Genomic DNA, 23,292 nt, shown 5'->3' on the forward strand with positions numbered 1-23,292 from the left:
TTGTCGCGCCTCACATTCGGAAGACGCCGAAGCCCTCGGCGCCCTTGATCGGTGCCGTGTGGATGGCCGACAGAGCCATCCCCAGCACGGTGCGGGTGTCACGGGGGTCGATGATGCCGTCGTCGAAGAGCCTGCCCGACAGGAACATCGGCATCGCCTCGGCCTCGATCTGCGCCTCGACCATGGCGGCGATACCGGCGGCGGCCTCCTCGTCGAACGGCAGGCCCTTGGCCTCGGCCGCACCGCGCTGCACGATGGTGAGCACGCCGCCCAGCTGCGCGCCGCCCATCACGGCCGACTTCGCGCTCGGCCAGGCGAACAGGAAGCGCGGGTTGAACGCGCGACCACACATGCCGTAGTGCCCGGCGCCGTAGGACGCGCCGATCAGCAGCGAGATGTGCGGGACCTTCGAGTTGGCCACCGCGTTGATCATCATCGCGCCGTGCTTGATGATGCCGCCGTGCTCGTAGTCCTTGCCCACCATGTAGCCGGTGGTGTTGTGCAGGAACAGCAGTGGCGTGTTCTTCTTGTTCGCCAGCTGGATGAACTGGGTGGCCTTCTGCGACTCCTCGGAGAACAGCACACCGCGCGCGTTGGCCAGGATGCCGATCGGGAAGCCGTTGATCTCGGCCCAGCCGGTGACCAGGCTGGAACCGTAGAGCGGCTTGAACTCGTCGAAGTCGGAGCCGTCGACGACGCGGGCGATCACCTCGCGCGGGTCGAACGGGATCTTCAGGTCCGAGGGCACGATGCCGAGCAGTTCCTCGGGATCGTAGAGCGGCGAAATCACCTCGGCCCGCGGCTCGGGGCCCTGCTTCTTCCAGTTCAGCCTGCGCACGATGCCACGGCCGATGCGGATGGCGTCCTGCTCGTCGGCGGCCATGTAATCGGCCAGACCCGAAGTGCGGGCGTGCATCTCGGCGCCGCCGAGGGTCTCGTCGTCGGAGTCCTCACCGGTGGCCATCTTCACCAGCGGCGGTCCCGCCAGGAAGACCTTCGCGCCCTCCTTGACCATCACCACGTAGTCGGACATGCCGGGGATGTAGGCGCCGCCCGCGGTCGAGTTGCCGAAAACCAGGGAGATGGTGGGGATTCCGGCCGCCGAGGCCTGGGTGAGGTCGCGGAACATCGCGCCGCCCGGGATGAAGACTTCCTTCTGCGTGGGCAGGTCGGCGCCGCCGGACTCGACCAGCGAGATCACCGGCAGTCGGTTCTCCTTGACGATGTCGTTGATGCGCAACGTCTTGCGCAGCGTCCACGGGTTGGACGTGCCACCGCGCACCGTCGGATCGGGCGCGACGATCATGCACTCGACGCCCTCCACGATGCCGATACCGGCGATCGTCGACGCGCCGACGTGGAAGTCGCTACCCCAGGCCGCCAGCGGGCACAGCTCCAGGAAGGGCGAGTCCTCGTCGAGCAGCAGTTCGATGCGCTCGCGCGCGGTGAGCTTGCCGCGCTTGTGATGACGGGCCACCTTCTCGGGGCCGCCACCGGCGATGGCCTTGGCGAACTCGGCCTCGACCTCGGTGAGCTTGGTCGCCATCGCCTCCGCGGCGGCGGTGTACTCCGGCGACGCGGTGTCGAGGGTGGAACGGAAGGTCGTCACGACTGGTACCCCAATACTTTCGACGCCAGCATGGTCAGGATCTCGTTGGTACCGCCACCGATGCCGATGATGCGGATGTCACGGTAGATGCGCTCCACCTCGGACTCGCGCATGTAGCCCATGCCGCCGTGCAGCTGAACGGCCTGGTTGGCGACCCATTCGACGGTCTCGACGGCGGTGTTCTTGGCGAAGCAGACCTCCGCGATGAGGCCCTGCTCGCCGTTCTCCACCCGCTCCACCAGCGAGCGGGTGTACACGCGGGCGATGTCGACGCGGCGGGCCATCTCGGTGAGCGTCATCTGCACCGACTGGCGGCTGATCAGCGGGCGGCCGAAGGTCTCCCGGTTACGGCACCACTCGAGGGTGAGGTCGAGGGCGCGCTGGGCCATCGAGTACGCCTGCACGGCCAGGCCGACCCGCTCGCTCACGAACGCGCTGGCAATCTGCGCGAAACCGGAGTTCTCCTCGCCGACCAGGTTGGTCGCGGGCACCCGCACATCGGTGAACGACAGCTCACCGGTGTCGGAGGCCAGCCAGCCCATCTTCTCCAGCTTGCGGGTGACCTCGAAGCCCGGTGTGTCGGTGGGCACGATGATCAGCGAAACACCGGCGGCGCCCGGCCCACCCGTGCGCACGGCGGTGACGATGAAGTCGGCGCGGCAGGCCGAGGTGATGAAGGTCTTGGCGCCGTTGATGATGTAGTCGTCGCCGTCACGCACCGCCGAGGTGGTGAGGTGGCCGACATCGGAGCCGCCGCCGGGTTCGGTGATGGCGAGGGAGCCGATCAGGTCACCGGCCAGGGTCGGCTTCACCCAGCGGTCGATCTGCTCCTGGTTGCCCGAGGCGATGATGTGCGGCAACGAGATTCCGCACGTGAACAGTGAAGCCCAGGTGCCGCCGGAGGCACCCGCGTAGTGGAACTCCTCACCCACGATGACACCGTCGATGGGCGAACCGCCCTCGCCACCGGCGAATTCGGGGTACTCGATGCCGAGCAGGCCGAGTTCGCCCGCCTTCTTGTGCAGCTCACGCGGCAGGGCGCCCTCGCGCTCCCAGGTGTCGAGGTCGGGCAGGATCTCCCGCTCGACGAACCCGCGCACGGTGGCGCGCAGCTCTTTTCGTTCCGGCGTGTCCCATACAGATGTCATGCGAGCAGCTCCGTCGGCATGTCGATGTGGCGAGAGCGCAGCCATTCGCCGAGCCCCTTGGCCTGCGGGTCGAAACGCGCCTGGTAGGCGACGCCCTTGCCGAGCAGGCCGGTGATGATGAAGTTGATCGCCCGCAGGTTGGGCAGTACGTGGCGGGTGACGTCGAGTTCCGCTGTCTCGGGCAGCAATTCGCGCAGTTTCTCCACGGTGAGGGTGTGCACGAGCCAGCGCCACTGCTCGTCGGTGCGCACCCAGACGCCGATATTGGCGTCACCGCCCTTGTCGCCGCTGCGGGCCAGCGCGATGCTGCCGAGTGGGACACGGCGGGTCTCGGTGGGCGGCAACGGTTCGGGCAGCGCGGGTTCCGGAAGTGGCTCGAGCGCACGGGTTTCCGTCGCGGGCGCGATGTCGACACGGGTGCCGTCGGCGAGGACCGCTACGTGGGGTACTTCGTGCGCGTCGACGTAGCCGGGGGTGAACACACCGTAGGGCGAACCGTTGCCGGGCAGCGCGGTGAAGGTGCAACCCGGGTAACTGGCGAGCGCCAATTCCACAGCGACATTGGAGAACCCGCGACCGACCTTGTTCGGATCGGGGTCGCGCACCACGCACCGCAGGATGGCGCTGGCCTGCTCCTCGGTGTCGGCGTCGGGACGATCCAGCCGGGCAAGGGTCCAGCTGATCTCTGCGGGCTTCACCGGTAGCCACGATTCGAGTTGTCGTTGCGCCAGTTCGGCTTTCGCCTCGATCTCCAGGCCGGTGAGGATGAAGGCCATCTCGTTGCGGAAGCCGCCGAGAGTGTTGAGCGAGACCTTGAGCTGCGGCGGCGGCGCCTCACCGGTGACACCGCTGATGAGAACGCGGTCCGGGCCCTCCTGGCTCAGGGCGATGCTGTCCAGGCGGGTGGTCACATCGGGTCCGGCGTAGCGCGCGCTCTGGATCTCGTACATGAGCTGCGCTTCGACCGTGTCGACGGTGACCGCGCCACCCGTGCCCGCGTGCTTGGTGATGACACTCGACCCGTCACGGCGGATCTCGGCGATCGGGAAGCCCGGACGGCCGAGATCACCGAGTTCGGTGAAGAAGGCGAAGTTGCCGCCGGTGGCCTGCGTGCTGCACTCGATCACATGGCCCGCCACCACGGCACCCGCGAGCGCGTCGTACTCGGATCGGCCCCAGCCGAAATGGGCCGCCGCCGGGCCGACGATCACCGAGGCGTCGGTGACCCGGCCGGTGACGACGATGTCGGCGCCGGAGTTCAGGCACGCCACGATGCCCCAGGCACCGAGGTAGGCGTTGGCCGTGAGCGGCTGACCGAGGCCGAGTTCGCCCGCCCGAGCGACGAGGTCGTCACCTTCGACGTGCGCGATCTTGGCATCGAGACCGAGGTCGGCGGCGACCTTACGCAGCCGCTCGGCCAGCCCGGCCGGATTCAGCCCGCCCGCGTTGGTGACGATCTGGACGTTGCGCTCCAGCGCCAGACCGAGACACTCCTCGATCTGCTTGACGAAGGTCTTGGCGTAGCCGAGGCTCGGATCCTTCATCCGGTCGCGGCCGAGGATCAGCATGGTGAGTTCGGCGAGATAGTCGCCGGTGAGCACGTCGAGATCGCCGCCCTCGAGCATTTCGCGCATAGCGCTGAGCCGGTCGCCGTAGAAACCGGAGCAATTACCGATCCTGATGAGGTCCGGGTCAGCGGAGAGTGCACTCATGGCACCCAGGATCACATCGGTCCCGTAAAAAAGCAAGCATGCGTGCTTGTTAACTGCGAGCAATTCACCAGGCAAGATGGTGAGCATGTCTGCGGTCCTGCTCTTCGCCCTCGCCGGTTTCCTGCTCGGCGGCGCCTACACCACCTGGAAGAACAATCGCGCGATGTCCATCGCCCTGATCGCCGCGGCCGCCCTCGCCGCCACCGGCGCGTTCCTCTGGCTTTGAACCCGTCAGGCCGGGGTTAGTTTGAAGATCTTCACGTCCTCGGGGACGCCGTTGAGGGGGGCTGCCCAGAAGTTGCGGCGGTAGAGCTTGGCGGTGACGCCGAGGTCGGTGAGGGTTTCCGGGCGCAGGGCGGCCATGGTGGTGCTGGAGATCATGGTGTTGCCGTTGCCGCCTGCCTCCATCATGCGGGCGGCGATGTTCACGTCGACGCCGAGCCAGTCGCCACCGATCTCGCGTGGGGACCCGGTGTGCAGACCGACGCGCATGCGGGGTTTGTAGCCCTGTACCTCCACATCCTCGAGGTTGCGGCGGGCCGCGAGGGCGGCGCGCACCGCGCGGTCGGGTGAGGAGAACACGGCCATCAGGCCGTCGCCCATGCGTTTGACCACCTGGCCGCCGCGCTCGGCGATCGGCGGTTCGATGGCCTTGGCCACCTTGCGCAACAGGTCGAGGGTGCGTTCGTCGCCCGCGGCGAGTGCCCAGCTGGAGAAGCCGACCAGGTCGGTGAACACGATCGTCACCTCCTCGGTGCCCCGGCCACGCCCGACGCGCTCCAGGGCGGCCTGCCACACCTGCAGGGCGCCGAAACCGATCTCGCGTGCCGCCGTCGGCGCGCCACCGGCGATTCGGTCGGCGACCCTGGCCACCGCCCGCGCCCCACCCGGCCCCGACACCGACAGCGGGTCACCGAACGACGGGTCACCCGGCAGCTGCTGACGGGCCTTGCGCAACGCGCCGATCACGTCGGCACGACGGTTGGCGGCCTGCAGTTTCGACGAGATCTGCACGCGACGACGACCGTTGCGGGCACCGGACTCCGCGGAGTCGGCATCGACGGTCGGCTCCAACGGGATGAACACCTCGGCGTCAGCGTCACGCTGTCGCGGATCCGGCGCGCCAGAAGGCGTTTCACTCACGGCCTGAGCCTACAGTCCCGCCTCCCCGAAAATTAAGGCCAGACTTGGGGGCGGGTGAATTGCGTCGGCGGCCAGACGGTGTCGGGGGTTGCGGTAGCCCGTGCCCGGTGAGTTACCCATGTGCTTGCGAGATATGTGGGGATACGTAAAACCCCCGGCGTCCGGGCAGCGGACGCCGGGGGTTCCGGGGAGGACCTCCCGACAAGGTCGCCCCCCACGCGGCCCGGGCTTGTTGCGAGGGCAGCCCGGGCAGGACCAGGGTTATGCGTCGCGGCGGTTCACTACCACCAGGGCGCCGGCGAAGACGATGACGCAGAACGCGGCGAAGTAGGCCAGGCTGCCCCACACTCCCCAGTGCCAGTTGCCCGAGACTTCCTCGACCGACAGGAAGCGGTTCGCGTTGGCGAAGGGCAGGAACGGGTTGACCGCGCGGCCGAAGCTGCCGAACGCGCCGAGCAGGCTCTCGATGAGCAGCGGCCACAGCACGATCAGCGAGATGGCGGCCGCGGACTGGCGAACCAGCACACCAACGCCGACTGCCAGCAGCACGCTCAGGAAGGCGTAGATCGGGATGCCGTAGATGGCGCGCCAGTTGCCGTCGAGCACGAGCATCGGGGCATCGTCACCGACGATCGCCTTGGCCACCACGAAGGCGGCCAGCGCGAGCACGCCCGTCAGCACCGCCGCGTACACGCCGACCAGACCGGCCTTGGACACGATCACCTTCGACCGGTTGGGCACCGCGAGGAAGCTCGTCCGGATCACCCCGAAGCGGTATTCGCTGGTCACCGTGAGCGCGGCCATGATCATCAGCACCATCACGCCGAAGCCCGTCACGCCCGATGTCGCCAGGCTCGGGGTGAGCATCGGCGGGCCCTCGCCCGGCTCGGTCGCCTGGGAGGTGTCGACGCTGGTGATGACGGCCATCAGCGCCGCGAGGCCGATGCCGAGCAGCACCACCACCGCCGAGCACCACCACGGCGAACGGGTGGAGGTGAGTTTGATTCGTTCCGCAGCGAGCACGCCCATCAGAGCGCACCTCCCATCACCTGATCGATTCCCCCGCCGTGGTATTCCACGGCGCCGCCGGTCATCCGCATGAACGCCTCCTCGAGGGAGGCCTGCTGCGGTGCCAGCTCGTAGAGCGTGACGCTGTTGGTTCCGGCGACCTTGCCGACCTCGTCGCTGGTCACGCCGGTGACGACCAGCGCGGCGTCGCCGTCCTCACGCACGGTCATGCCGTGTGAGGTGAGCAGGCTGCGCAGCTGGTCGAGCTGCGGACTCCGCACGCGCACCGACTGTTCGGACGCGCGTTCGATGAACTCCTTAGTGGTGGTGTCGGCGATGAGTTTGCCGCGACCGATGACGATCAGATGGTCGGCCGTCTGCGCCATCTCCGAAAGCAGGTGGCTCGAGACCAGCACCGTGCGGCCCTCGGCGGCGAGGCGCTGCATGAACCGGCGGATCCACAGGATGCCCTCGGGGTCGAGGCCGTTGACCGGCTCGTCGAACAGCAGCACCTTCGGATCACCCAGCAACGCGCCGGCAAGGCCGAGCCGCTGTGACATACCGAGCGAGAAGCCGCCGGCGTTCTTACCCGCCACCTCGGACAGGCCGACCAGCCGCAGCACCTCCTCGACGCGGTCCTTAGGCAGGTCGTTGGACGCGGCGAGCCATTGCAGGTGCGCGCGTGCCGACCGGTTGGGATGTACCCATTTGGCGTCGAGCAGCGCACCCACCTGGGTGAGTGGCCGCTCGAGCTCCTGGTACAGCTTGCCGCCGATCAACGCGGTGCCCGCGGTGGGTTTGTCCAACCCGAGGATCATCCGCATCGTCGTCGATTTACCCGCACCGTTGGGTCCCAGGAACCCGGTCACCTGTCCAGGCTGGACGGTGAACGAGAGATCCTGTACCGCGACGGTCTGGCCGAATTTCTTGGTCAGGCCCCTCAGCTCGATCATGCGTCCAGCATGCCCCAGCAAACCCGGCGCGCGCGTCGCCTGGAAGTCGCGAGTCGGGTCATCCTCGAGGATGACCCGAACCCTTAGCGGGCTGGGGAAGAAGCCTGAGCCCAGAAACGCTTCGGGATGCGGCCCGCCTGCCGGGCCAGGTAGCCCCCGCGCACGGCCGCGGCCATCGCCGACGCCATCAGCTCGGGTTCGCGGGCCCGGGTGACGGCGGTGGCGAGCAGGACGGCCGAGCAGCCGAGTTCCATGGCGAGCGCGGCGTCGCTGGCCGTGCCGATGCCCGCGTCGAGGATCACCGGCACGCCCGCGCCCGCCACGATCATCTCGATGTTGTGCGGATTGCCGATGCCCAGGCCGGTGCCGATCGGTGAGCCGAGCGGCATCACGGCGGCACAGCCCGCGTCTTCGAGGCGGCGGGCCAGGGTCGGGTCGTCGGTGGTGTAGGGCAGGACGACGAAACCGTCGTCGACCAGCTTCTCGGCGGCGTCGAGCAGTTCGAACGGGTCAGGTAGCAGCGTGCGCTCGTCGGCGACGACCTCGAGCTTCACCCAGTTCGTCTCCAGCGCCTCGCGCGCGAGCTGGGCGGTGAGCACGGCCTCGGCGGCGGTGCGGCAGCCCGCCGTGTTCGGCAGCAGGGTGATGTCCAGGCGTTTCAGCAGGTCGAGCACGCCGGTGCCGCCGACCGCGTCGACGCGGCGCATGGCGACCGTGGTGAGTTCGGTGCCCGAGGCGATCAGGGCCTGCTCGAGCACGGCCAGGTTCTCGGCGCCGCCGGTGCCCATGATGAGCCGCGAACCGAACTCCTTGTCCGCGATCCGCAATGGTGCGAGGTCAGCCACCCTGCACCGCCGTGAGCACCTCGATGGTCCAGCCGCGCCCGACCGGTTCGTCCCAGCGCGACTTCGGGAACACCGCACCGTCGACCGCCAATGCCACACCCTGACAGGGCAATTCGAGCCGGGTGAGCAGTTCGCGGACGCTGAGCGGCTCGGCGAACTCGTGGTCGGCACCGTTGACGGTGACGCCGATCGGGATGGTCATCGGGTTCCTCCTCGAGACAGCACGGATGCTGGAAAACGTTGCGGTGCGGCCAGTTCCGCGACCGGCGTGGTGACACCGTCGAGCAGACCGGGGACGAGGGCCGCGGTGAGCGCGAGGGTGAGCATGCCGTTGCGGCCGTGTCCGGTGGCCGCGAATACCCGGTCGTCGAGTGGACCGAGCAGCGGCAGGTTGTCGGGGGTGGCGGGGCGGGAACCGGCGGCGGCCTCGGCCAGCTCGTATTCGCCGATGCCGGGCAGGATGGCTTCGGCGTCGGCGATCAGGTCGCGGACCCCGCCGACGGTGACGGTCGTGTCGAGCCCTGCCTCGTATTGGGTTGCGCCGAGGACGATTCCGTCCGCCCTCGGCACCAGGTACACCGGCCTGCCGTGCACGCGCGCCCGGATCACGCGGGTCGGCGGTGGGCTCACGCCCGGCCTGCGGCGCAACCGCAGGATCTCCCCCTTCACCGGGCGCACCGGCAGACCGGGCCACAGCTCGGCGGACCGTGCGCCCGCCGCGAGGACGACCCGATCGTGCGGCAGATCGGCCAGTGCGGTAACGGATTCCGCGCGGATCTCGACGCCCGAAGCGGCACAGGCAGCGTGCAGTGCGCGCAGGACGCGGCGATTGTCGACGGCCGGTTCCGTCGTGGCGTGCAGGCCCGCACGGACGGTGCGGGCCAGCGCCGGTTCCAGCGCGCGGACGCCGGCGCGGTCGAGAACAGGGAGCTCGTGGCCGAAACCGGCGAGCCAGTCCGCGACGGTGTGCAGGTCCTGGGCGTCAGCGGTGTCGAGGGCGACGGTGAGGGTTTCTTCGGCGACGAAGACGGACTCGCCGGTGATCGCGCGCAGTTGCTCGGCGAAGGACGGCCAGGCGGCCAGGGCCGCGGCGCCGAATTCCAGCACGCGGTCTTCACCGGGCCAGCCTTCCGACAGCGGTGCGAGCATGCCGCCCGCGACGAAGGACGCACCGGTTCCGGGTGCCGGGTCGAACACGGTGACGGTCCAGCCCGCCTCGGTGGCCCGCCATGCGACGGCGAGTCCGACGGCACCGCCGCCGACAACCGCCAGTGTCCGCATCAACGCCTCCGTGTCCAGTTGCGGCTGGTGCCGCAGGTTTCGCCTGTTGCCGTGTCCTTCGCCGCGGTTGGTCGGCCCGAGGCCGTGACCGGCGCTGTGGGTTCTCGTACTGTCGCCGCGACGTTGCGGACGACGCCGCGGGCCGGGCGGCCCAGATCGAGGCGGCCGAGAACCGGGGCCACCGCTGGTCGAACATCGAGGGTTTCGACGACGGGCTCGGCGGGATTGCCGCGAGTCCACCGTGTCGAGGGGTTTCGACGTTCGCGGTTCCACGGTAGCGCGACTACCGTCGACACTGTGCAGCCCTCCCATCCGAACCGTTCCGTCCCGCCAAGGGAACGCCTCTCCTCGGCCCTGCTGTATCTGTGCACCGACGCACGCCGGGAGAAGGGTGATCTGGCCAGGTTCGTCGATGCCGCGCTTGCCGGTGGCGTCGACATCGTGCAGTTGCGTGACAAAGGGTCGCCGGGCGAGGCCGAGTTCGGGCCGCTCGAGGCGAAGGCCGAACTCGGTGCGCTCGCCGAGATCAAGGCGGCCACCCGGCGGCACGGCGCGCTGCTCGCGGTGAACGATCGCGCCGATATCGCCCTCGCCGCCGGCGCCGACGTGCTCCACCTGGGTCAAGGCGATCTCCCGCCCGCCTACGCACGCCGCATCCTCGGCCCCGATGTGGTGATCGGCCGGTCGACCCACAACCGCAACCAGGCCGGTCTGGCCGCGATCGACGGCCACCTCGACTACTTCTGCACCGGCCCCATCTGGACCACCCCGACCAAACCGGGCAGGCAAGCCGCGGGCGTCGACCTGATCCGCACCACCGCCGACTCCCACCCCACGCTCCCCTGGTTCGCGATCGGCGGCATCGACACCGAGCGCCTACCGGAAGTCCTCGAAGCCGGCGCCCGCCGCGTAGTGGTCGTCCGCGCGATCACCGAGGCCGCAGACCCGGAAGCCGCCGCCCGGGAACTCAAATCGGCCCTCCTCGCCGCCTCCTGAACCCGGACGCTTGATCACCACGCTCTGGTGGCGGCATCGGCCGAGAGGCTCCCGCCACCAGAGTGTGGTGATCCATTGACCAGGTCGCGATTGCCTGCCGAAGGTGGCCCCTGGCGGCGGCTGAATCCAGCTGCGACGTGCCGCGGACGCTCATGGCGGCGACGTTCGGAGTTCATGCGTGCGGCCCGGTGGGTTCGGACGGCACGAGGGGTTTCAGGACAGAAGGTCGGCGCGGGTGACGGTGGGGCCGGTGGTCGGGTTGTCGAGGAGGATTTCGGCGCCGGGGCCGGTGACCGTGGTGTGCAGCCAGTAGAAGCCGTGGCCGGACAGGTCGACCGTGCGGGGCAGGGCGGGGGCGAGGTCGGGGGTGACATCGACGACGCGCAGGGGGACTGCGCGCAGGCCGACCCAGGCGGCGGCGAAACCGGGGTGCAGCGGGAGGGCGGTGACGTCGTCTTCGGGGACCCAGGCCAGTTCGGTGCTCTCCTGGTTGGGGACGGTCGGCAACGTGCTCGCCGCGTCGGCGACGACGGTCGTGTAGGTCCAGCCGCTTGGCGCGGTCATGGTGAGGCGTTCGGCGCGCACACGCACGGCGTCGGCGCTGATCCCGGCCTCTTCCTCGGCTTCGCGGACCGCGGCGTGCCGGGCGGTCTCGTGGGAATCGCGGGCACCGCCGGGCAGCGCCCACGTGCCGCCCTGATGACTCCACGCGGCCCGATGCTGCAGCAGCACCGCCGAGCCACCACCGGGCAGCGGTGCGCGCAGCAGCAGACCCGCCGCACCGAACTTGCCCCAGTGCCGGACGCCACCCGGGCTGTCCGCCCACCCGTCTCCGTCACCGCGCATCCAATACCCTCTCCCTAGCAGCCGTGCAGCAACCGCCACGGGGGTGTCTGAGGGGCTGCGGCACCGGTACGACCACAATAAACTCCGCACCAGGACGGGTGCGCGGACAGGACGGGGAGGTGAGCGATGGTCGAACCGGGAAACCGCGAGGCGGCGACCGAGGTCGCGGCTGTCCGAACCGGCCCGTCACCGCAGGTGGAAGCAGGTAATGGCCCGCAAACCACGACGCGGCGGATGCCCTCGCGCAGGCAGGTGCTCGTCGCCGATCGACCGCCCGCACCCGATGTGAAAGCCCTGCGCGCGCAGTTCCAGCCCGCCCGCCTGCGGGGGTTCGCGCGGTCGACGCCGGGCCGATTGCTCGCCGCCGGACTGGTACTGATGCTGCTCTGCGTAGCCGCGGGCATGGTGACTTCGACGACCGTGAGCGAGCGCAAGCAAGCTTTGGGCGTCCTGCTCGACGACACCGAACCCGACGCGCATTCGGCCAACCACCTCTACACCTCGCTCTCCATCGCCGACGCCGCCGCGGGCCGCGCCTTCATCGCTGGTGGCGTCGAGCCCGAGGAGGTGCGCGACCGCTACACCCAGGCCATCGGTGAGGCGGCCGCCGAGCTGGTCACCCAGGCCGGTCACATCTCCGCCGAGGAGGCGGCCGACCCGTCGGGCACCGACCGGCGCCTGCGCACGGGCATCGCGACCGGCCTGCCCGTGTACACCGGGCTGATCGAGACCGCGCGGGCCAACAACCGCAACGGTTTCCCGGTGGGCGCGGCGTATCTGAGCGAGGCCTCGCACCAGATGCAGACCACCCTGCTGCCGATGGCCGAGGAACTCGAAGACCACCGCTTCGACGCGGTGACCGCCGCCCAGCACCGGCACGTGCAGCCGCCGTGGGTCGCGATCGGGCTGCTCGTGCTCACGCTCGCCGCGCTCGTCTACGTGCAGATGGAGCTGGCGCGCCGCTCGCGGCGGGTTTTCAACATGGGCCTGCTGATCGGTACCGCGATGGTGGCGCTCACCCTGCTGTGGACGGTGGCGGCCGGGTCGGTGTCGGCGGTGGCGATGATCCGCTGCCGCGACGAGGGCGCGGTGCCCGCCGCCCGGCTGGCCGAGAGCCGGATCCTGGTGCAGCAGGCCAGGGCCGCCGAAATGGTGAAGCTGGTGCGCCGCGACGCCACCGGCGACTACGACCGCACGTTCGACGCCAATGCCGCCCGGCTCGCCGAACTCCTCGACGGTTACCCGTCCGGCGCACCGGCCGCCGACGAGGTGACCGACGCGCGCGCCGCGCTGGCCCGCTGGCAGTCGGCGCATCAGCGGATGAACGACACCCTCCAGCGTGGTGATTTCGTCGGCGCCGCCGCCGTGGCGACCGGGCCGAGCGCCGCCGATTCGACCGCCCAGGTCGACGCCCTGGAACGCGCCCTCGACGACGCCCGGACAGCCACGCGAGATCGGTTGCGCGACAAGGTGTCCCAGGCCACCGACGTGCTCTCGTTCCTGGCTCCCGGCGCCCTGGTGCTCGGCATCGCCGCCGCCGTCTGTGTGGCGCTCGGGCTGTGGCCCCGGCTGCGGGAGTACCGGTGAGGCGGGGGCGCGCCGTCGCGGCGCTGCTGCTGGTCGCGCTGCTGGGCGGTTGTTCCGACAACAGCACACCGGCACCCGACGAACACACGGTGTATTCCGAACCACCCTTGCCCGCCAAGGCGATTCCCATCGGCACCGACACCCCGCTGCCGCCACGCACCGGCGCGCAGTGCGGCGATCCGACCGCGAGCCTGCGTCCGAGCACCGCCGACGGTCCGACGATCGCGGCCATTCGCGCGCGCGGCAGGCTGGTCGTCGGGCTGGACGCGGGCAGCAATCTGTTCAGCTTCCGCGACCCGGTGACCGGGCGCATCGTCGGCTTCGACGCCGATATCGCCCGCGAGATCGCCCGCGACCTGCTCGGCAATCCGGACCTGATCGAATACCGAAGTCTCGCTTCGGAAGAGCGGGAGAAGGCGCTGCAGGAGCACACCGTCGACCTGGTGGCCAAGACGATGACGATCACCTGCGAACGGCGCGAGCGGGTCGCGTTCTCGACGGTGTATCTGCGCGCCGATCAGCGGGTGCTCGCGATGAAGAATTCCGGTATCACCGGCCTCGCCGATCTGGCGGGCAAGCGCGTGTGCGTGGTACGCGGGACGACCTCGCTGGACCACATCCGCCGCGATCAGCCCGCCGCGACCATCCTCACGGTCCCGACCTGGGCCGACTGCCTCGTCGTCCTGCAGCAACGCCAGGTCGACGCGGTGAGTACCGACGACGCCATCCTCGCCGGTCTCGCCGCCCAGGACCCCTACACCGAGGTGGTCGGTGCCAGCATCAGCGCCGAGCCCTACGGCATCGGCATCCCCAAGGGCGACGACGACCTGGTCCGCTTCGTCAACGCCACCCTCGACCGCATCCGCACCGACGGCACCTGGACCCGCATCCACCGCCGCTGGCTGTCCACGCTCGGCGAAGCGACACCACCCGCCCCGAAGTACCAGGACTGATCGCGATGAGTACAACGCCACCGAAAGGCGCACCGGACCACGGCGACCCGGACGATCAGTCACCCGCCGCCGACGCGGCGCCCGAACTCGCCCCACGCCCCGAACCCACCAGCCTCACCCGACGCCCGAAACCCGGCACACTCCCCGGTGGCTGGACACTGCCACCCTCCACCGAGGACGACGAAACCAAACCCCTCCCGAAACTTCCCCTCGGACAACCCCGCCCGAGCCCCACCGGCACGACCCCAGGTCCGCACGCAGCCGCACCCCCGGCGAGTCCGAACATCGCAGCCGACCCGCATCACGAGCCGCCGGGAGCTGTTGTCGCACACCCTGGTTCGACGCGTGCAGGTTCCGATTCAACGCCACCCCACCGACCTACCCCGAAATCGGCAGCGACCGAGTTGAGTCATCGGCCTGTCGAGCCGGAGCCGTCCGAAACTCAGGCCGCCTCTGGGCCGGTGGAGCCGGAATGGCTGGCCACGCAGGCAAGTACACGCCGCACGCCCGCACCGAACGGCCCCGCCGAGCACCCGACAGGCGACGAACCTCCCGCGACTCAGGCGTCGACAAGGTCGCCCATGGGCAACCTTTCGGATATGCAGGCCGCACAGCAAACCGACCAGTTCAGCGCCGCCGAGTTGGGCGCCTATGCGGCTACCCAGGCGGCGGCACGCACTCCGATTCCCACGGAGTCTGCGGCGGCTATGCAGGCAGCGGAACGTGCTGCCGCAGCTGACGACCCCGGGGCCGCGGCTGCCGGGTCAGGGTCTGCGGCGGATACGCGGGCGGCCGAACGCACTGCCCCGCCTGCCGAGTCCGGGGCTGCGGCTGCCACCCAGGCGGCCGAACGCACTGTCCCGCCCGCCGAGTCCGGGGCTGCGGCTGCCACCCAGGCGGCCGAACGCACTGCGCCGCCTGCCCAGTCGGGGGCTGCGGCTGCCACACAGGCGGCGGAGCGTGCTGGTGTTCCCGCGGAAGCGGAGTCCGGGGCGACGGTGCGGTCGGGGCGGAGTGTGCGGACGGCACGGTCTCGGCCGACGCGGCGGTTGGGGGCCGGGTTGGTGCCGATCCCGACCGTGACGCCCGCTGATCCACGGGATGCGGTGCTCACCGATCCGGTGGTGTCGGAGGGGCGGCGGTTCTGCTGGCGGTGCGGGGATCCGGTGGGTCGGTCTACGCCGGCGCGGGCCGCGTCGAGCAGTGGCGAGTGCCAAACCTGCGGTGCCGCTTATGATTTCCGTCCGTCCCTGCACGAGGGCGACATGGTGGGCGGGCAGTACGAGATCCAGGGTTGCCTCGCGCACGGCGGGCTCGGCTGGATCTACCTGGCGATCGACCGCAATGTCAGCGACCGGTGGGTGGTGCTCAAGGGCCTGCTGCACGCGGGCGACGCCGAAGCGCAGGCCGTGGCGGTGGCCGAACGGCAGTTCCTGGCCGAGGTGGCGCATCCGAGCATCGTCAAGATCCACAACTTCGTCGAGCACACCGCCGGTGACGGGTCGAGTATCGGCTACATCGTCATGGAGTACGTGGGCGGAAAGTCGTTGCGCGACATCCTCGATGCCCGCCCCCACGGTGAACGGATGCCGGTGGCCGAGGCTATCGCCTATGTGCTCGAGGTCCTGCCCGCACTCGAACACCTGCATTCGATCGGGCTCACCTACAACGACCTCAAGCCCGACAACGTGATGGTCACCGAGGACCAGGTGAAACTCATCGACCTCGGTGCCGTGGCAACGATCGAAGCCTACGGAAATCTGTACGGCACCAAGGGTTTCCAAGCGCCCGAGATCGCCAGGACCGGACCGACACCTGCCTCCGACGTGTACACGGTCGGCCGCACTCTCGCCGCCCTCACCCTGCACCTGCCAAGCGAGCACGGCCGCTACCTCGACGGGCTCCCCGAGCCCGCCGCCGAACCCGTGCTCGCCCGCTACGAGTTCTTCCACCGTTTCCTGCTCACCGCGACCGACCCCGACCCGGACCGGCGCTTCCCTTCGGCGCGGGCGATGTCGGCACAGCTGGCGGGGGTTCTGCGCGAGATCCTCGCCCAGGACACCGACACCGAACATCCCCAGCTGTCCACAGTGTTCAGTCCACAGCGCACCAGTTTCGGCACCGAGGAACTCATCAGCCAGACCGATGCCTATCTCGACGGCGTCGGCCGCTCACCGCTGATGGACTCGGGCGAAGTGGTCGCGGCCCTGCCGATTCCGCTGATCGACCCGGCCGACCCGGCCGCTCCCCTGCTGGCCGCCACCGCCAATCCCGAGCCCGAGCGCGTCCTGGAAGCCCTGCACGACGCCCGCGAACGCGCCGAGGCCGACCCGGACAACGCACCGGAAACCCTGGCGAACGAACTCCTCTTCGCCGAGGCCCGCGCCCGGCTCGAGCTCGGCGAATCGGCCGCCGTGCTGCATCTGCTCGAACGGGTGCCGAACGATTCCGATTGGCGCGCGGACTGGTTCGCCGGTCAGGCCCATCTGTTGGAACTCGACTACGAGGCCGCGTTCGACTCGTTCGAGGCGGTCCTTCGCGTGCTCCCCGGCGAGATCGCCCCCAAGCTGGCACTCGCCGCGACGGCGGAACTCATTCTGCAACACTGGGATTCCCCGGAACCCGAGCAGTGGCGCGCTTTCGCGGAACGCTATTACGACACCGTATGGCGTACCGACCGCGCCGTGGTGAGCGCCGCCTTCGGCCTGGCCAGGCAGTTGGCCGTGGCGGGCCGGGTAGGCGAGGCCGTGCACGCCCTCGACGACGTTCCGGCCGCATCGCGCCACTTCACCACCGCCCAGACGACGGCGATCCTGTTGCTGCTCACCAGCGCTCCCGTCGCCGACCTGGACGAGCAGGTGCTGCGCCTGGCCGCCTCCCGCGCCCAGTCCGTGCCGCCCGGCGAACACCGCGCCACCCTCATGCACACCCTGGTGCAGGGCACCGCCCTGGCCTGGCTGCAGGCGGGCAACTCACCGAAACGCAAGGACGCCAAGCTCTTCGGCCGTCCCTTCGACGAGCGCGACCTGCGCGACGGCACCGAAACCGGCCTGCGCGCCCTAGCCCGCAACGCCGCCGACCGCACCCACCGCTACGCGCTGATCGACCTGGCCAACTCGCTACGCGCCAAAACCTGGTTCTGATCTTCGGCGGTCGGCTTCTTCGCGGGTCGGAACGCCCGAGCCGACCACCGCAGGCCCACGAAGGCCGTGTCAGCCACGAATAGCCGTACGCGCACATCGCACGACGGAGCCGGCCGGACGGCTCGTCGGTGCCGGACTCCGGTCGTTACGCGACCGGAGTCTTCAGGCGGTCAAGCTGTGGGCGGCCCGGGCGATGGCGAGTTCTTCGTTGGTGGGGACCACCAAGACCTCGACCGGGGAGAATTCCGGCGAGATGCGGCGGACTCCTGGCGTCCGGGTTTCGTTGCGGCCCGGATCGACCTCGATACCCAGGCCCGACAGCCCAGCGAGGGCGTCCGCGCGCACGTTCGCGGCGTTCTCGCCGACACCCGCGGTGAAGACGATGACATCCACCGAGCCGAGCTCCACCAGGTACGCGCCCAGGTAGCGGCGCAGGCGGTGGATGTAGACGTCGTAGGCCAGTTTCGCCGCGGCGTCTCCCTTTTCGACCAGCTCGCCCAGCTCGCGGAAGTCGTTGACCCCCGACAACCCCTTGAGCCCGGAATCGCGGTTGAGCAGCTGCTCCACCTGCGCGAGATCCAGATCGGCCACGCGCACCAGGTGCGGCACGATGCCGGGATCGAGGTCGCCGGGGCGGGTCCCCATCACCAGGCCCTCGAGCGGGGTCATCCCCATGGTCGTGTCCACCGCGACGCCACCCCGGATGGCCGACGCGGACGCACCGTTGCCCAGGTGGAAGACGATCTGGTTCAGCTCGGTGTAGTCGCGGCCGAGGAACTCGGCGGCCTTCTCCGACACGTACTGATGCGAGGTGCCGTGGAACCCGTACTTGCGAATACCGTGCGCTGCCGCGACTTTCGCGTCGATCGCGTAGGTCTTGGCGGCATCGGGCAGCCCGTGGAAGAACGCGGTGTCGAAAACGGCGACCTGGGGAATGCCGGGCAGCAGCTCCCGTGTCGACTCGATGCCGACGGCATTGGCCGGGTTGTGCAGCGGCGCGAGCTCGGACAGCTCCCGGATGGTGGTGAGCACGTCGTCGGTGACGATCGTGGGTTCCCAGAACACCTCGCCGCCGTGCACCACCCGGTGCCCGACCGCCCCGACACCGACGGTGGTCAGGTCGATGCCGGTCTCCTGGAACATCTCGAAGGCCTGCCGCAGCCCGTCACGATGATCGGCGATCGGCCCCTCGTGCACCAGTTTTCGCCCACCGCACTCGTGCACGATGCGCCCACCGTGCGCCTCACCGATCTTCTCGGCCAGCCCGGAGGCGACCACCTCACCCGAATCGGCGTGCAGCAGCTGGTATTTGATCGACGACGACCCGGAGTTCAGCACCAGGACCAGGTCACTCACTTCGTGTCTCCCTGCGCTTGAATGGCGGTGATCGCCACGGTATTGACGATGTCGGCCACCAGGGCGCCACGCGACAGATCGTTCACCGGCTTGCGCAGGCCCTGCAGCACCGGCCCGATGGCGACGGCACCGGCGCTGCGCTGCACCGCCTTGTAGGTGTTGTTGCCGGTATTCAGATCCGGGAAGACGAAAACCGTTGCCTTGCCCGCGACATCGGAGTCGGGCATCTTCGCGCTCGCCACCGCGGGCTCGATCGCCGCGTCGTACTGGATCGGCCCCTCGACCGGCAGTTCCGGAGCGCGCTCACGCACGAATTCTGTTGCGGCACGGACCTTGTCGACATCGGCACCGGTACCCGACGCGCCCGTCGAATACGACAGCATCGCCACCCGTGGCTCGATCCCGAACCGGGCCGCCGTCGCCGCCGAGGACACCGCGATGTCGGCCAGCTGCTCGGAGGTGGGGTCGGGCACGACGGCGCAGTCGCCGTAGGCGAGCACCCGGTCGGCCAGACACATCAGGAACACACTCGACACCGTGGAAACGCCGGGGGTGGTCTTGATGATCTCGAAGGAGGGCCGGATGGTGTGCGCGGTGGTGTGCGCGGCGCCGGAGACCATGCCGTCGGCGATGCCCTTGTAGACCATCATGGTGCCGAAATACGAGATGTCGGCCATGGTTTCACGGGCACGCTCCAGCGTCATGCCCTTGTGTTTGCGCAATTCGGTGTACTCGGCGGCGAATTCGTCGAGGTAGCCGGAGGTGCGCGGGTCGAGTACCTGCGCGGCGGCGATGTCGACACCGAGTTCGGCGGCCCGGGAACGCACGGCGGCCTCGTCGCCGAGGATCGTCAGGTCGGCGATCTTGCGCTGCAGAACCCGGCCCGCGGCGCGCAGGATGCGGTCGTCGTCGCCTTCGGGCAGCACGATGCGTTTGCGGTCGGAGCGGGCGCGTTCGATCAGGCGGTACTCGAACATCTGCGGGGTGACCACCGTGGAGGACGGCACCTGGATGCGTTCGAGCAGGGCCGACGCGTCGACGCGCTGTTCCATCAGCGCGAGCGCGGTGTCGACCTTGAGCGGGCTGCCCACCCACATGCGGCCACGGGTGCGGTGCACCGCGCTGGCGGTGTCGTAGGTGCCGAGTTCGGTGGTGAGGATCGGCAGCTTGGGCTGCAGGCCTTCCATCAGCCGCGCGATGGCCGGGTGCGGGCGGATGCCGCCGTTCATGATGACTCCGGCCAGCGACGGAAAGCCCGCCGCCTCATGGGCATTCATCACACCGAGCAGCACGTCGGATCGGTCGCCGGGGGCGATCACCACGACACCGTCGGAGAGCCGTTCGAGGATGTGCTCGGCCGTCATGCCGCCGACCATGATGCGCAGCGCCTCACGCTGCAGCAATTCCGGGTCGCCGCTGTAGATCTCGCCGTCGATGGCCTCGCACAGTTCGCCCATGGTGGGCGCCATCAGCAGCGGCACTTCCGGCAAGGCCCACGACGGCACGTCGAAATCGGCCAAGGCAGCACAGATTTCGTCCATCCCATCGGGAGCGCAACGGTTGGCGATCACCGCGACCAGTTGCGCGTGCTCGCCGGCGAGTTCGCTCGCACAGAGTTCGACGAGCTGCTTCACCTCGGCGGGTGTGCGTTCGGCGCCGCGTACCACGAGCAGTACCGGGGCGCCGAGGTTCACGGCGATGCGGGCGTTGTAGCGCAGTTCGCTGGGGCTGGCCACATCGGTGTAGTCGCTGCCGACGATCACCACCGCGTCGCACGCCTTGGCCACATCGTGGAACCGCATCACGATCTCGCTGATGGCGGCGTCGGGATCGCGGTGCACGTCCTCGTAGCTCACGCCGACGGCCTGCTCGTAGCTGATGTCGGCGGTGCTGTGCTCGAGCAGCAGCTCGAGGATGTAGTCGGGTGCGGTGGCCGAGCGGGTGATCGGCCGGAACACGCCGACCCGCGCCGTCGTGGCGCACAACATCTGCAGGACACCGAGGGCGACCGTTGACTTTCCGGTGTCGCCCTCGGGCGAGGCGATGTACACGGTGGACGGCGCTGGTTCGACCATGCCCGCGAGCTTAGTTAATCGGCGGCGATCCGGGGGTTCGGTGTGGCGCGATCCTCGCGGTTACAGTCGGCCCATGACACCGCAGTTCCCGGATCGACTCTGGGGTTCACGCACAAACCTGCTCTCCCGCGCCGCCAACCGTTTCGCCGCGACAAAGCCGGGTTCCCTGCTGATCCGCACCCTGACCCCACTCGACCGGGCCGTGCTCGAACGCACCGACGCCAAGTACACCGTGCTCGGCCCGATCGGCGCACCGGTGATCCTGCTGACCACCATCGGCCGCAAATCCGGGCAGCCGCGCACCCAGCCGCTGCTCTACGTCCACGACGGCGACACCCTCTACGTGGTCGGCTCCAACTTCGGCCAGGCCAAACACCCCGCCTGGACCGTCAACCTGCTCGCGAACCCCGAAGCCACCGTCGCCATCGCGGGCGAACGCATCCCGGTGACCGCCACCCTCGTTCCCGACGCGGACAAAGAGGCGATCTTCGCCCGCTTCGTCGAGATCACCGGCGCCTACGCCGCCTACCGCGACCGCACCACCCGCGACCTACGCATCTTCGCCCTCCGCCGGGCCTGACCCGGACGCACGATCACCACCCTCTGGTGGCGGCATCGGCCGAGAGCCGAACGCCACCAGAGCGTGATGATCAACTGTCCAGCGGGAGCTCAGCCCAGGGCGCGCAGGCGGGGCGCCAGGTCGCGCTCGAAGAGGTCGAGGAAGCGGAGCTGGTCGTGGCCGGGAGCGTGGAAGACCAGGTGGTTGAGGCCCGCGTCGAGGTAGGGCTTGATCTGGGCGACGGCCTCGTCGGGGTCGCTGGCGACGATCCAGCGCTTGGCGACCTGTTCGATGGGCAGCGCGTCGGCGGCGGCTTCCATCTCGATCGGGTCGGTGATGTCGTGCTTCTGTTCGGGGGTCAACGACAGCGGCGCCCAAAAACGCGTGTTCTCCAGGGCGAGATCGGGATCGGTGTCGTAGGAGATCTTGATCTCGATCATCTTGTCGATCGCGGACAGGTCGCGCTCGGCCTTGGCCGCGCCCTCGGCGACGGCGGGCAGCAGCTTCTCGGTGTAGAGGTCCATGCCCTTGCCGGAGGTGCAGATGAAACCGTCACCCGCGCGGCCCGCGTACCGGGCGACCACCGGGCCGCCGGCCGCGATGTAGACGGGGATGCCGTCCTTGGGCACGTCGTAGATCGAGGCGCCGACGGTGTGGTAGTACTCGCCGTCGAAATCGACCCGGTCGCCGAGCCACAGTTCGCGCATCAGTCGCACGGCCTCACGCAGCCGGGCGAAACGCTCCTTGAAGTCGGGCCATTCGCCCTTGTACCCGGTGGCGATCTCGTTGAGCGCCTCGCCGGTACCGACACCGAGCATCACCCGGCCCGGGTACAGGCAGCCGAAGGTGGCGAAAGCCTGCGCGATCACCGCCGGGTTGTAGCGGAAGGTCGGGGTGAGCACCGAGGTGCCGAGCATGATGCGCTCGGTGCGCTCGCCCGCGGCCGCGAGCCAGGCCAGCGAGAACGGTGCGTGTCCGCCGTTGTGCCGCCACGGCTGGAAGTGGTCGCTCACGGTGGCGCTGTCGAGGCCGTGCTGCTCGGCGGCCACCGCCAACTCGACCAGCTCTCGTGGTCCGAACTGCTCCGCCGACGCCTTGTACCCGAGCTTGAGATCGACCATTCCAGCCACTCCTGTTCCTCCGCTGACCGCTGCTTCCTCGACACTAGCGTGCGGCCCGCGATCCGCACCGTCGCCGTTTCGTCTCCCACTGCGCCCGGTTTTAGCGGATGATTAGCTGGTGACCGCCAAGGATGACCAGATCTTGTCGTATCTGACCGATATGGACGGCGTGCTGGTGCACGAGGATCAGCTGATCCCCGGTGCCGACGAGTTCCTCGCCGAGCTGCGCGAGAACGAGATCCCGTTCCTCGTGCTGACCAACAATTCGATCCGCACCCCGCGCGATCTGCAGGCCCGGCTGCGCCACACCGGCCTCGACATCCCGGAGGAGTCGATCTGGACCTCGGCGCTGGCGACGGCGACCTTCCTCGACGACCAGCGTCCCAACGGCACCGCGTACGTGGTCGGCGAATCGGGGCTCACCACGGCGCTGCACGAGATCGGTTACGTGCTCACCGACAGCGACCCCGACTACGTGGTGCTCGGCGAGACCCGCACCTACTCGTTCGAGGCCATCACCACCGCGATCCGCCTGGTCGACCGTGGTGCGAAGTTCATCGCCACCAACCCCGACGCCACCGGCCCCTCCCGCGACGGCGTGCTGCCCGCCACGGGTTCGGTCGCCGCCCTGATCACCCGGGCCACCGGCAAGGACCCCTACTACGTCGGCAAACCGAACCCGCTGATGATGCGTTCGGCACTGCGGCGCATCGGCGCGCACTCCCAGTCGACGGTGATGATCGGCGACCGGATGGACACCGATGTGATCGCGGGTCTCGAGGCGGGCATGCGCACGGTCCTGGTCACCTCGGGTATCTCCACCAAGTCTTCGGTCGAGAAGTACCCTTTCCGGCCGACGCTTGTCGTGGATTCGATCGCCGACCTGCTCAATCGCACCCGCACCCCGTTCGTGGAGCTCTGACGGGCCCGACGCCCTGGCCGCCGCCACGTGGGCGG

The 23,292-nt window shown here is 69.3% G+C and carries 20 protein-coding genes; 7 read left to right on the plus strand and 13 right to left on the minus strand.

Annotation, left to right across the window (positions count from 1 at the left end; genetic code table 11):
- Positions 1 to 10 precede the first annotated feature (10 nt).
- From ACSVDM_RS10820 to ACSVDM_RS10830, 3 genes are read right to left on the minus strand one after another with little or no spacing between them, the layout of a single operon-like run.
- Complete coding sequence (locus ACSVDM_RS10820; protein WP_225278339.1) at positions 11 to 1,609, minus strand: acyl-CoA carboxylase subunit beta; 1,599 nt, start codon at positions 1,607 to 1,609, stop codon at positions 11 to 13.
- The gene (locus tag ACSVDM_RS10825) at positions 1,606 to 2,757 is read right to left on the minus strand and encodes an acyl-CoA dehydrogenase family protein (protein WP_439264370.1); all 1,152 of its coding nucleotides are present in this window, start codon (positions 2,755 to 2,757) and stop codon (positions 1,606 to 1,608) included. Before ACSVDM_RS10825 ends, ACSVDM_RS10820 begins: the two co-directional genes overlap by 4 nt.
- Positions 2,754 to 4,469: an acyclic terpene utilization AtuA family protein gene (locus tag ACSVDM_RS10830; RefSeq protein ID WP_439264372.1), complete on the minus strand. Its 1,716-nt coding sequence runs from the start codon at positions 4,467 to 4,469 to the stop codon at positions 2,754 to 2,756. The genes ACSVDM_RS10825 and ACSVDM_RS10830 overlap by 4 nt, the downstream gene beginning before the upstream one ends.
- 85 nt (positions 4,470 to 4,554) lie before the next feature.
- Between ACSVDM_RS10830 and ACSVDM_RS10835 the strand changes: the two genes are divergently transcribed.
- On the plus strand, positions 4,555 to 4,695 hold the full coding sequence (locus tag ACSVDM_RS10835) for a hypothetical protein (protein ID WP_167352399.1): 141 nt from the start codon (positions 4,555 to 4,557) through the stop codon (positions 4,693 to 4,695).
- A gap of 5 nt (positions 4,696 to 4,700) precedes the next feature.
- Here the strand turns inward: ACSVDM_RS10835 and ACSVDM_RS10840 are convergent, their stop codons facing one another.
- The 6 genes from ACSVDM_RS10840 to thiO form a co-directional block, all read right to left on the minus strand.
- Positions 4,701 to 5,555 (minus strand): adenylate/guanylate cyclase domain-containing protein, encoded by an 855-nt coding sequence (locus ACSVDM_RS10840; RefSeq protein ID WP_439264415.1) that lies wholly within the window; start codon positions 5,553 to 5,555, stop codon positions 4,701 to 4,703.
- Positions 5,556 to 5,873: 318 nt separating this feature from the next.
- Positions 5,874 to 6,641 carry an ABC transporter permease gene (locus ACSVDM_RS10845; RefSeq protein WP_439264374.1) on the minus strand — a complete coding sequence of 256 codons (768 nt, stop codon included), beginning with the start codon at positions 6,639 to 6,641 and terminating at the stop codon, positions 5,874 to 5,876.
- Positions 6,641 to 7,573, minus strand: coding sequence for an ABC transporter ATP-binding protein (locus ACSVDM_RS10850; protein ID WP_067484471.1), 933 nt, complete (start codon positions 7,571 to 7,573; stop codon positions 6,641 to 6,643). The genes ACSVDM_RS10845 and ACSVDM_RS10850 overlap by 1 nt, the downstream gene beginning before the upstream one ends.
- 83 nt (positions 7,574 to 7,656) lie before the next feature.
- Positions 7,657 to 8,361 (minus strand): thiazole synthase, encoded by a 705-nt coding sequence (locus ACSVDM_RS10855; protein WP_371851930.1) that lies wholly within the window; start codon positions 8,359 to 8,361, stop codon positions 7,657 to 7,659.
- Positions 8,362 to 8,410: 49 nt separating this feature from the next.
- Positions 8,411 to 8,620 (minus strand): sulfur carrier protein ThiS, encoded by a 210-nt coding sequence (gene thiS / locus ACSVDM_RS10860; protein WP_067484462.1) that lies wholly within the window; start codon positions 8,618 to 8,620, stop codon positions 8,411 to 8,413.
- Entirely contained in the window at positions 8,617 to 9,699 is a 1,083-nt protein-coding gene (gene thiO, locus ACSVDM_RS10865; RefSeq protein ID WP_439264377.1) for a glycine oxidase ThiO, read from the minus strand. Before thiO ends, thiS begins: the two co-directional genes overlap by 4 nt.
- Before the next feature lie 297 nt (positions 9,700 to 9,996).
- Here thiO and thiE point away from each other — a divergent pair, with 297 nt between their 5' ends.
- Entirely contained in the window at positions 9,997 to 10,695 is a 699-nt protein-coding gene (thiE, locus tag ACSVDM_RS10870; RefSeq protein ID WP_067484460.1) for a thiamine phosphate synthase, read from the plus strand.
- Positions 10,696 to 10,908: 213 nt separating this feature from the next.
- Here thiE and ACSVDM_RS10875 read toward each other — a convergent pair whose 3' ends face one another.
- Positions 10,909 to 11,541 (minus strand): NUDIX domain-containing protein, encoded by a 633-nt coding sequence (locus ACSVDM_RS10875; protein WP_225278331.1) that lies wholly within the window; start codon positions 11,539 to 11,541, stop codon positions 10,909 to 10,911.
- A gap of 126 nt (positions 11,542 to 11,667) precedes the next feature.
- Between ACSVDM_RS10875 and ACSVDM_RS10880 the strand changes: the two genes are divergently transcribed.
- The 3 genes from ACSVDM_RS10880 (at position 11,668) to ACSVDM_RS10890 (ending at position 17,224) form a co-directional block, all read left to right on the plus strand.
- Complete coding sequence (locus tag ACSVDM_RS10880) at positions 11,668 to 13,128, plus strand: hypothetical protein (protein WP_439264379.1); 1,461 nt, start codon at positions 11,668 to 11,670, stop codon at positions 13,126 to 13,128.
- Positions 13,125 to 14,081, plus strand: coding sequence for a glutamate ABC transporter substrate-binding protein (locus tag ACSVDM_RS10885; RefSeq protein WP_067484447.1), 957 nt, complete (start codon positions 13,125 to 13,127; stop codon positions 14,079 to 14,081). Before ACSVDM_RS10880 ends, ACSVDM_RS10885 begins: the two co-directional genes overlap by 4 nt.
- Positions 14,082 to 14,788: 707 nt before the next feature.
- Positions 14,789 to 17,224: a tetratricopeptide repeat protein gene (locus tag ACSVDM_RS10890; RefSeq protein ID WP_439264417.1), complete on the plus strand. Its 2,436-nt coding sequence runs from the start codon at positions 14,789 to 14,791 to the stop codon at positions 17,222 to 17,224.
- Between the two features lie 162 nt (positions 17,225 to 17,386).
- Here the strand turns inward: ACSVDM_RS10890 and ACSVDM_RS10895 are convergent, their stop codons facing one another.
- Positions 17,387 to 18,580 (minus strand): acetate kinase, encoded by a 1,194-nt coding sequence (locus tag ACSVDM_RS10895; RefSeq protein WP_439264382.1) that lies wholly within the window; start codon positions 18,578 to 18,580, stop codon positions 17,387 to 17,389.
- Complete coding sequence (pta, locus tag ACSVDM_RS10900) at positions 18,577 to 20,655, minus strand: phosphate acetyltransferase (protein ID WP_439264384.1); 2,079 nt, start codon at positions 20,653 to 20,655, stop codon at positions 18,577 to 18,579. The genes ACSVDM_RS10895 and pta overlap by 4 nt, the downstream gene beginning before the upstream one ends.
- 73 nt (positions 20,656 to 20,728) lie before the next feature.
- Between pta and ACSVDM_RS10905 the strand changes: the two genes are divergently transcribed.
- Positions 20,729 to 21,235, plus strand: a complete 507-nt coding sequence (locus ACSVDM_RS10905; RefSeq protein ID WP_439264386.1) for a nitroreductase family deazaflavin-dependent oxidoreductase — start codon at positions 20,729 to 20,731, stop codon at positions 21,233 to 21,235.
- An 89-nt stretch (positions 21,236 to 21,324) separates the two neighbouring features.
- Here the strand turns inward: ACSVDM_RS10905 and fgd are convergent, their stop codons facing one another.
- Complete coding sequence (gene fgd, locus ACSVDM_RS10910; RefSeq protein ID WP_439264388.1) at positions 21,325 to 22,335, minus strand: glucose-6-phosphate dehydrogenase (coenzyme-F420); 1,011 nt, start codon at positions 22,333 to 22,335, stop codon at positions 21,325 to 21,327.
- 118 nt (positions 22,336 to 22,453) lie between these two features.
- Here fgd and ACSVDM_RS10915 point away from each other — a divergent pair, with 118 nt between their 5' ends.
- Positions 22,454 to 23,257, plus strand: coding sequence for an HAD-IIA family hydrolase (locus ACSVDM_RS10915; protein ID WP_067484430.1), 804 nt, complete (start codon positions 22,454 to 22,456; stop codon positions 23,255 to 23,257).
- Positions 23,258 to 23,292: the final 35 nt, after the last annotated feature.

The organism is Nocardia sp. JW2, assembly GCF_051843015.1.
Classification (GTDB): domain Bacteria; phylum Actinomycetota; class Actinomycetes; order Mycobacteriales; family Mycobacteriaceae; genus Nocardia; species Nocardia coubleae.

Excerpts from the sequence above, each read along its gene's own strand:
- ACSVDM_RS10825 (WP_439264370.1), bottom strand. The coding sequence starts at position 2,757 with ATGACATCTGTATGGGACACGCCGGAACGAAAAGAGCTGCGCGCCACC.
- ACSVDM_RS10830 (WP_439264372.1), bottom strand. The coding sequence starts at position 4,469 with ATGAGTGCACTCTCCGCTGACCCGGACCTCATCAGGATCGGTAATTGC.
- ACSVDM_RS10835 (WP_167352399.1), top strand. The coding sequence starts at position 4,555 with ATGTCTGCGGTCCTGCTCTTCGCCCTCGCCGGTTTCCTGCTCGGCGGC.
- ACSVDM_RS10845 (WP_439264374.1), bottom strand. The coding sequence starts at position 6,641 with ATGGGCGTGCTCGCTGCGGAACGAATCAAACTCACCTCCACCCGTTCG.
- ACSVDM_RS10850 (WP_067484471.1), bottom strand. The coding sequence starts at position 7,573 with ATGATCGAGCTGAGGGGCCTGACCAAGAAATTCGGCCAGACCGTCGCG.
- ACSVDM_RS10855 (WP_371851930.1), bottom strand. The coding sequence starts at position 8,361 with ATGGGCACCGGCGGCGCCGAGAACCTGGCCGTGCTCGAGCAGGCCCTG.
- thiS (WP_067484462.1), bottom strand. The coding sequence starts at position 8,620 with ATGACCATCCCGATCGGCGTCACCGTCAACGGTGCCGACCACGAGTTC.
- thiO (WP_439264377.1), bottom strand. The coding sequence starts at position 9,699 with ATGCGGACACTGGCGGTTGTCGGCGGCGGTGCCGTCGGACTCGCCGTC.
- ACSVDM_RS10875 (WP_225278331.1), bottom strand. The coding sequence starts at position 11,541 with ATGCGCGGTGACGGAGACGGGTGGGCGGACAGCCCGGGTGGCGTCCGG.
- ACSVDM_RS10880 (WP_439264379.1), top strand. The coding sequence starts at position 11,668 with ATGGTCGAACCGGGAAACCGCGAGGCGGCGACCGAGGTCGCGGCTGTC.
- ACSVDM_RS10890 (WP_439264417.1), top strand. The coding sequence starts at position 14,789 with ATGCAGGCAGCGGAACGTGCTGCCGCAGCTGACGACCCCGGGGCCGCG.
- pta (WP_439264384.1), bottom strand. The coding sequence starts at position 20,655 with ATGGTCGAACCAGCGCCGTCCACCGTGTACATCGCCTCGCCCGAGGGC.
- ACSVDM_RS10905 (WP_439264386.1), top strand. The coding sequence starts at position 20,729 with ATGACACCGCAGTTCCCGGATCGACTCTGGGGTTCACGCACAAACCTG.
- fgd (WP_439264388.1), bottom strand. The coding sequence starts at position 22,335 with ATGGTCGATCTCAAGCTCGGGTACAAGGCGTCGGCGGAGCAGTTCGGA.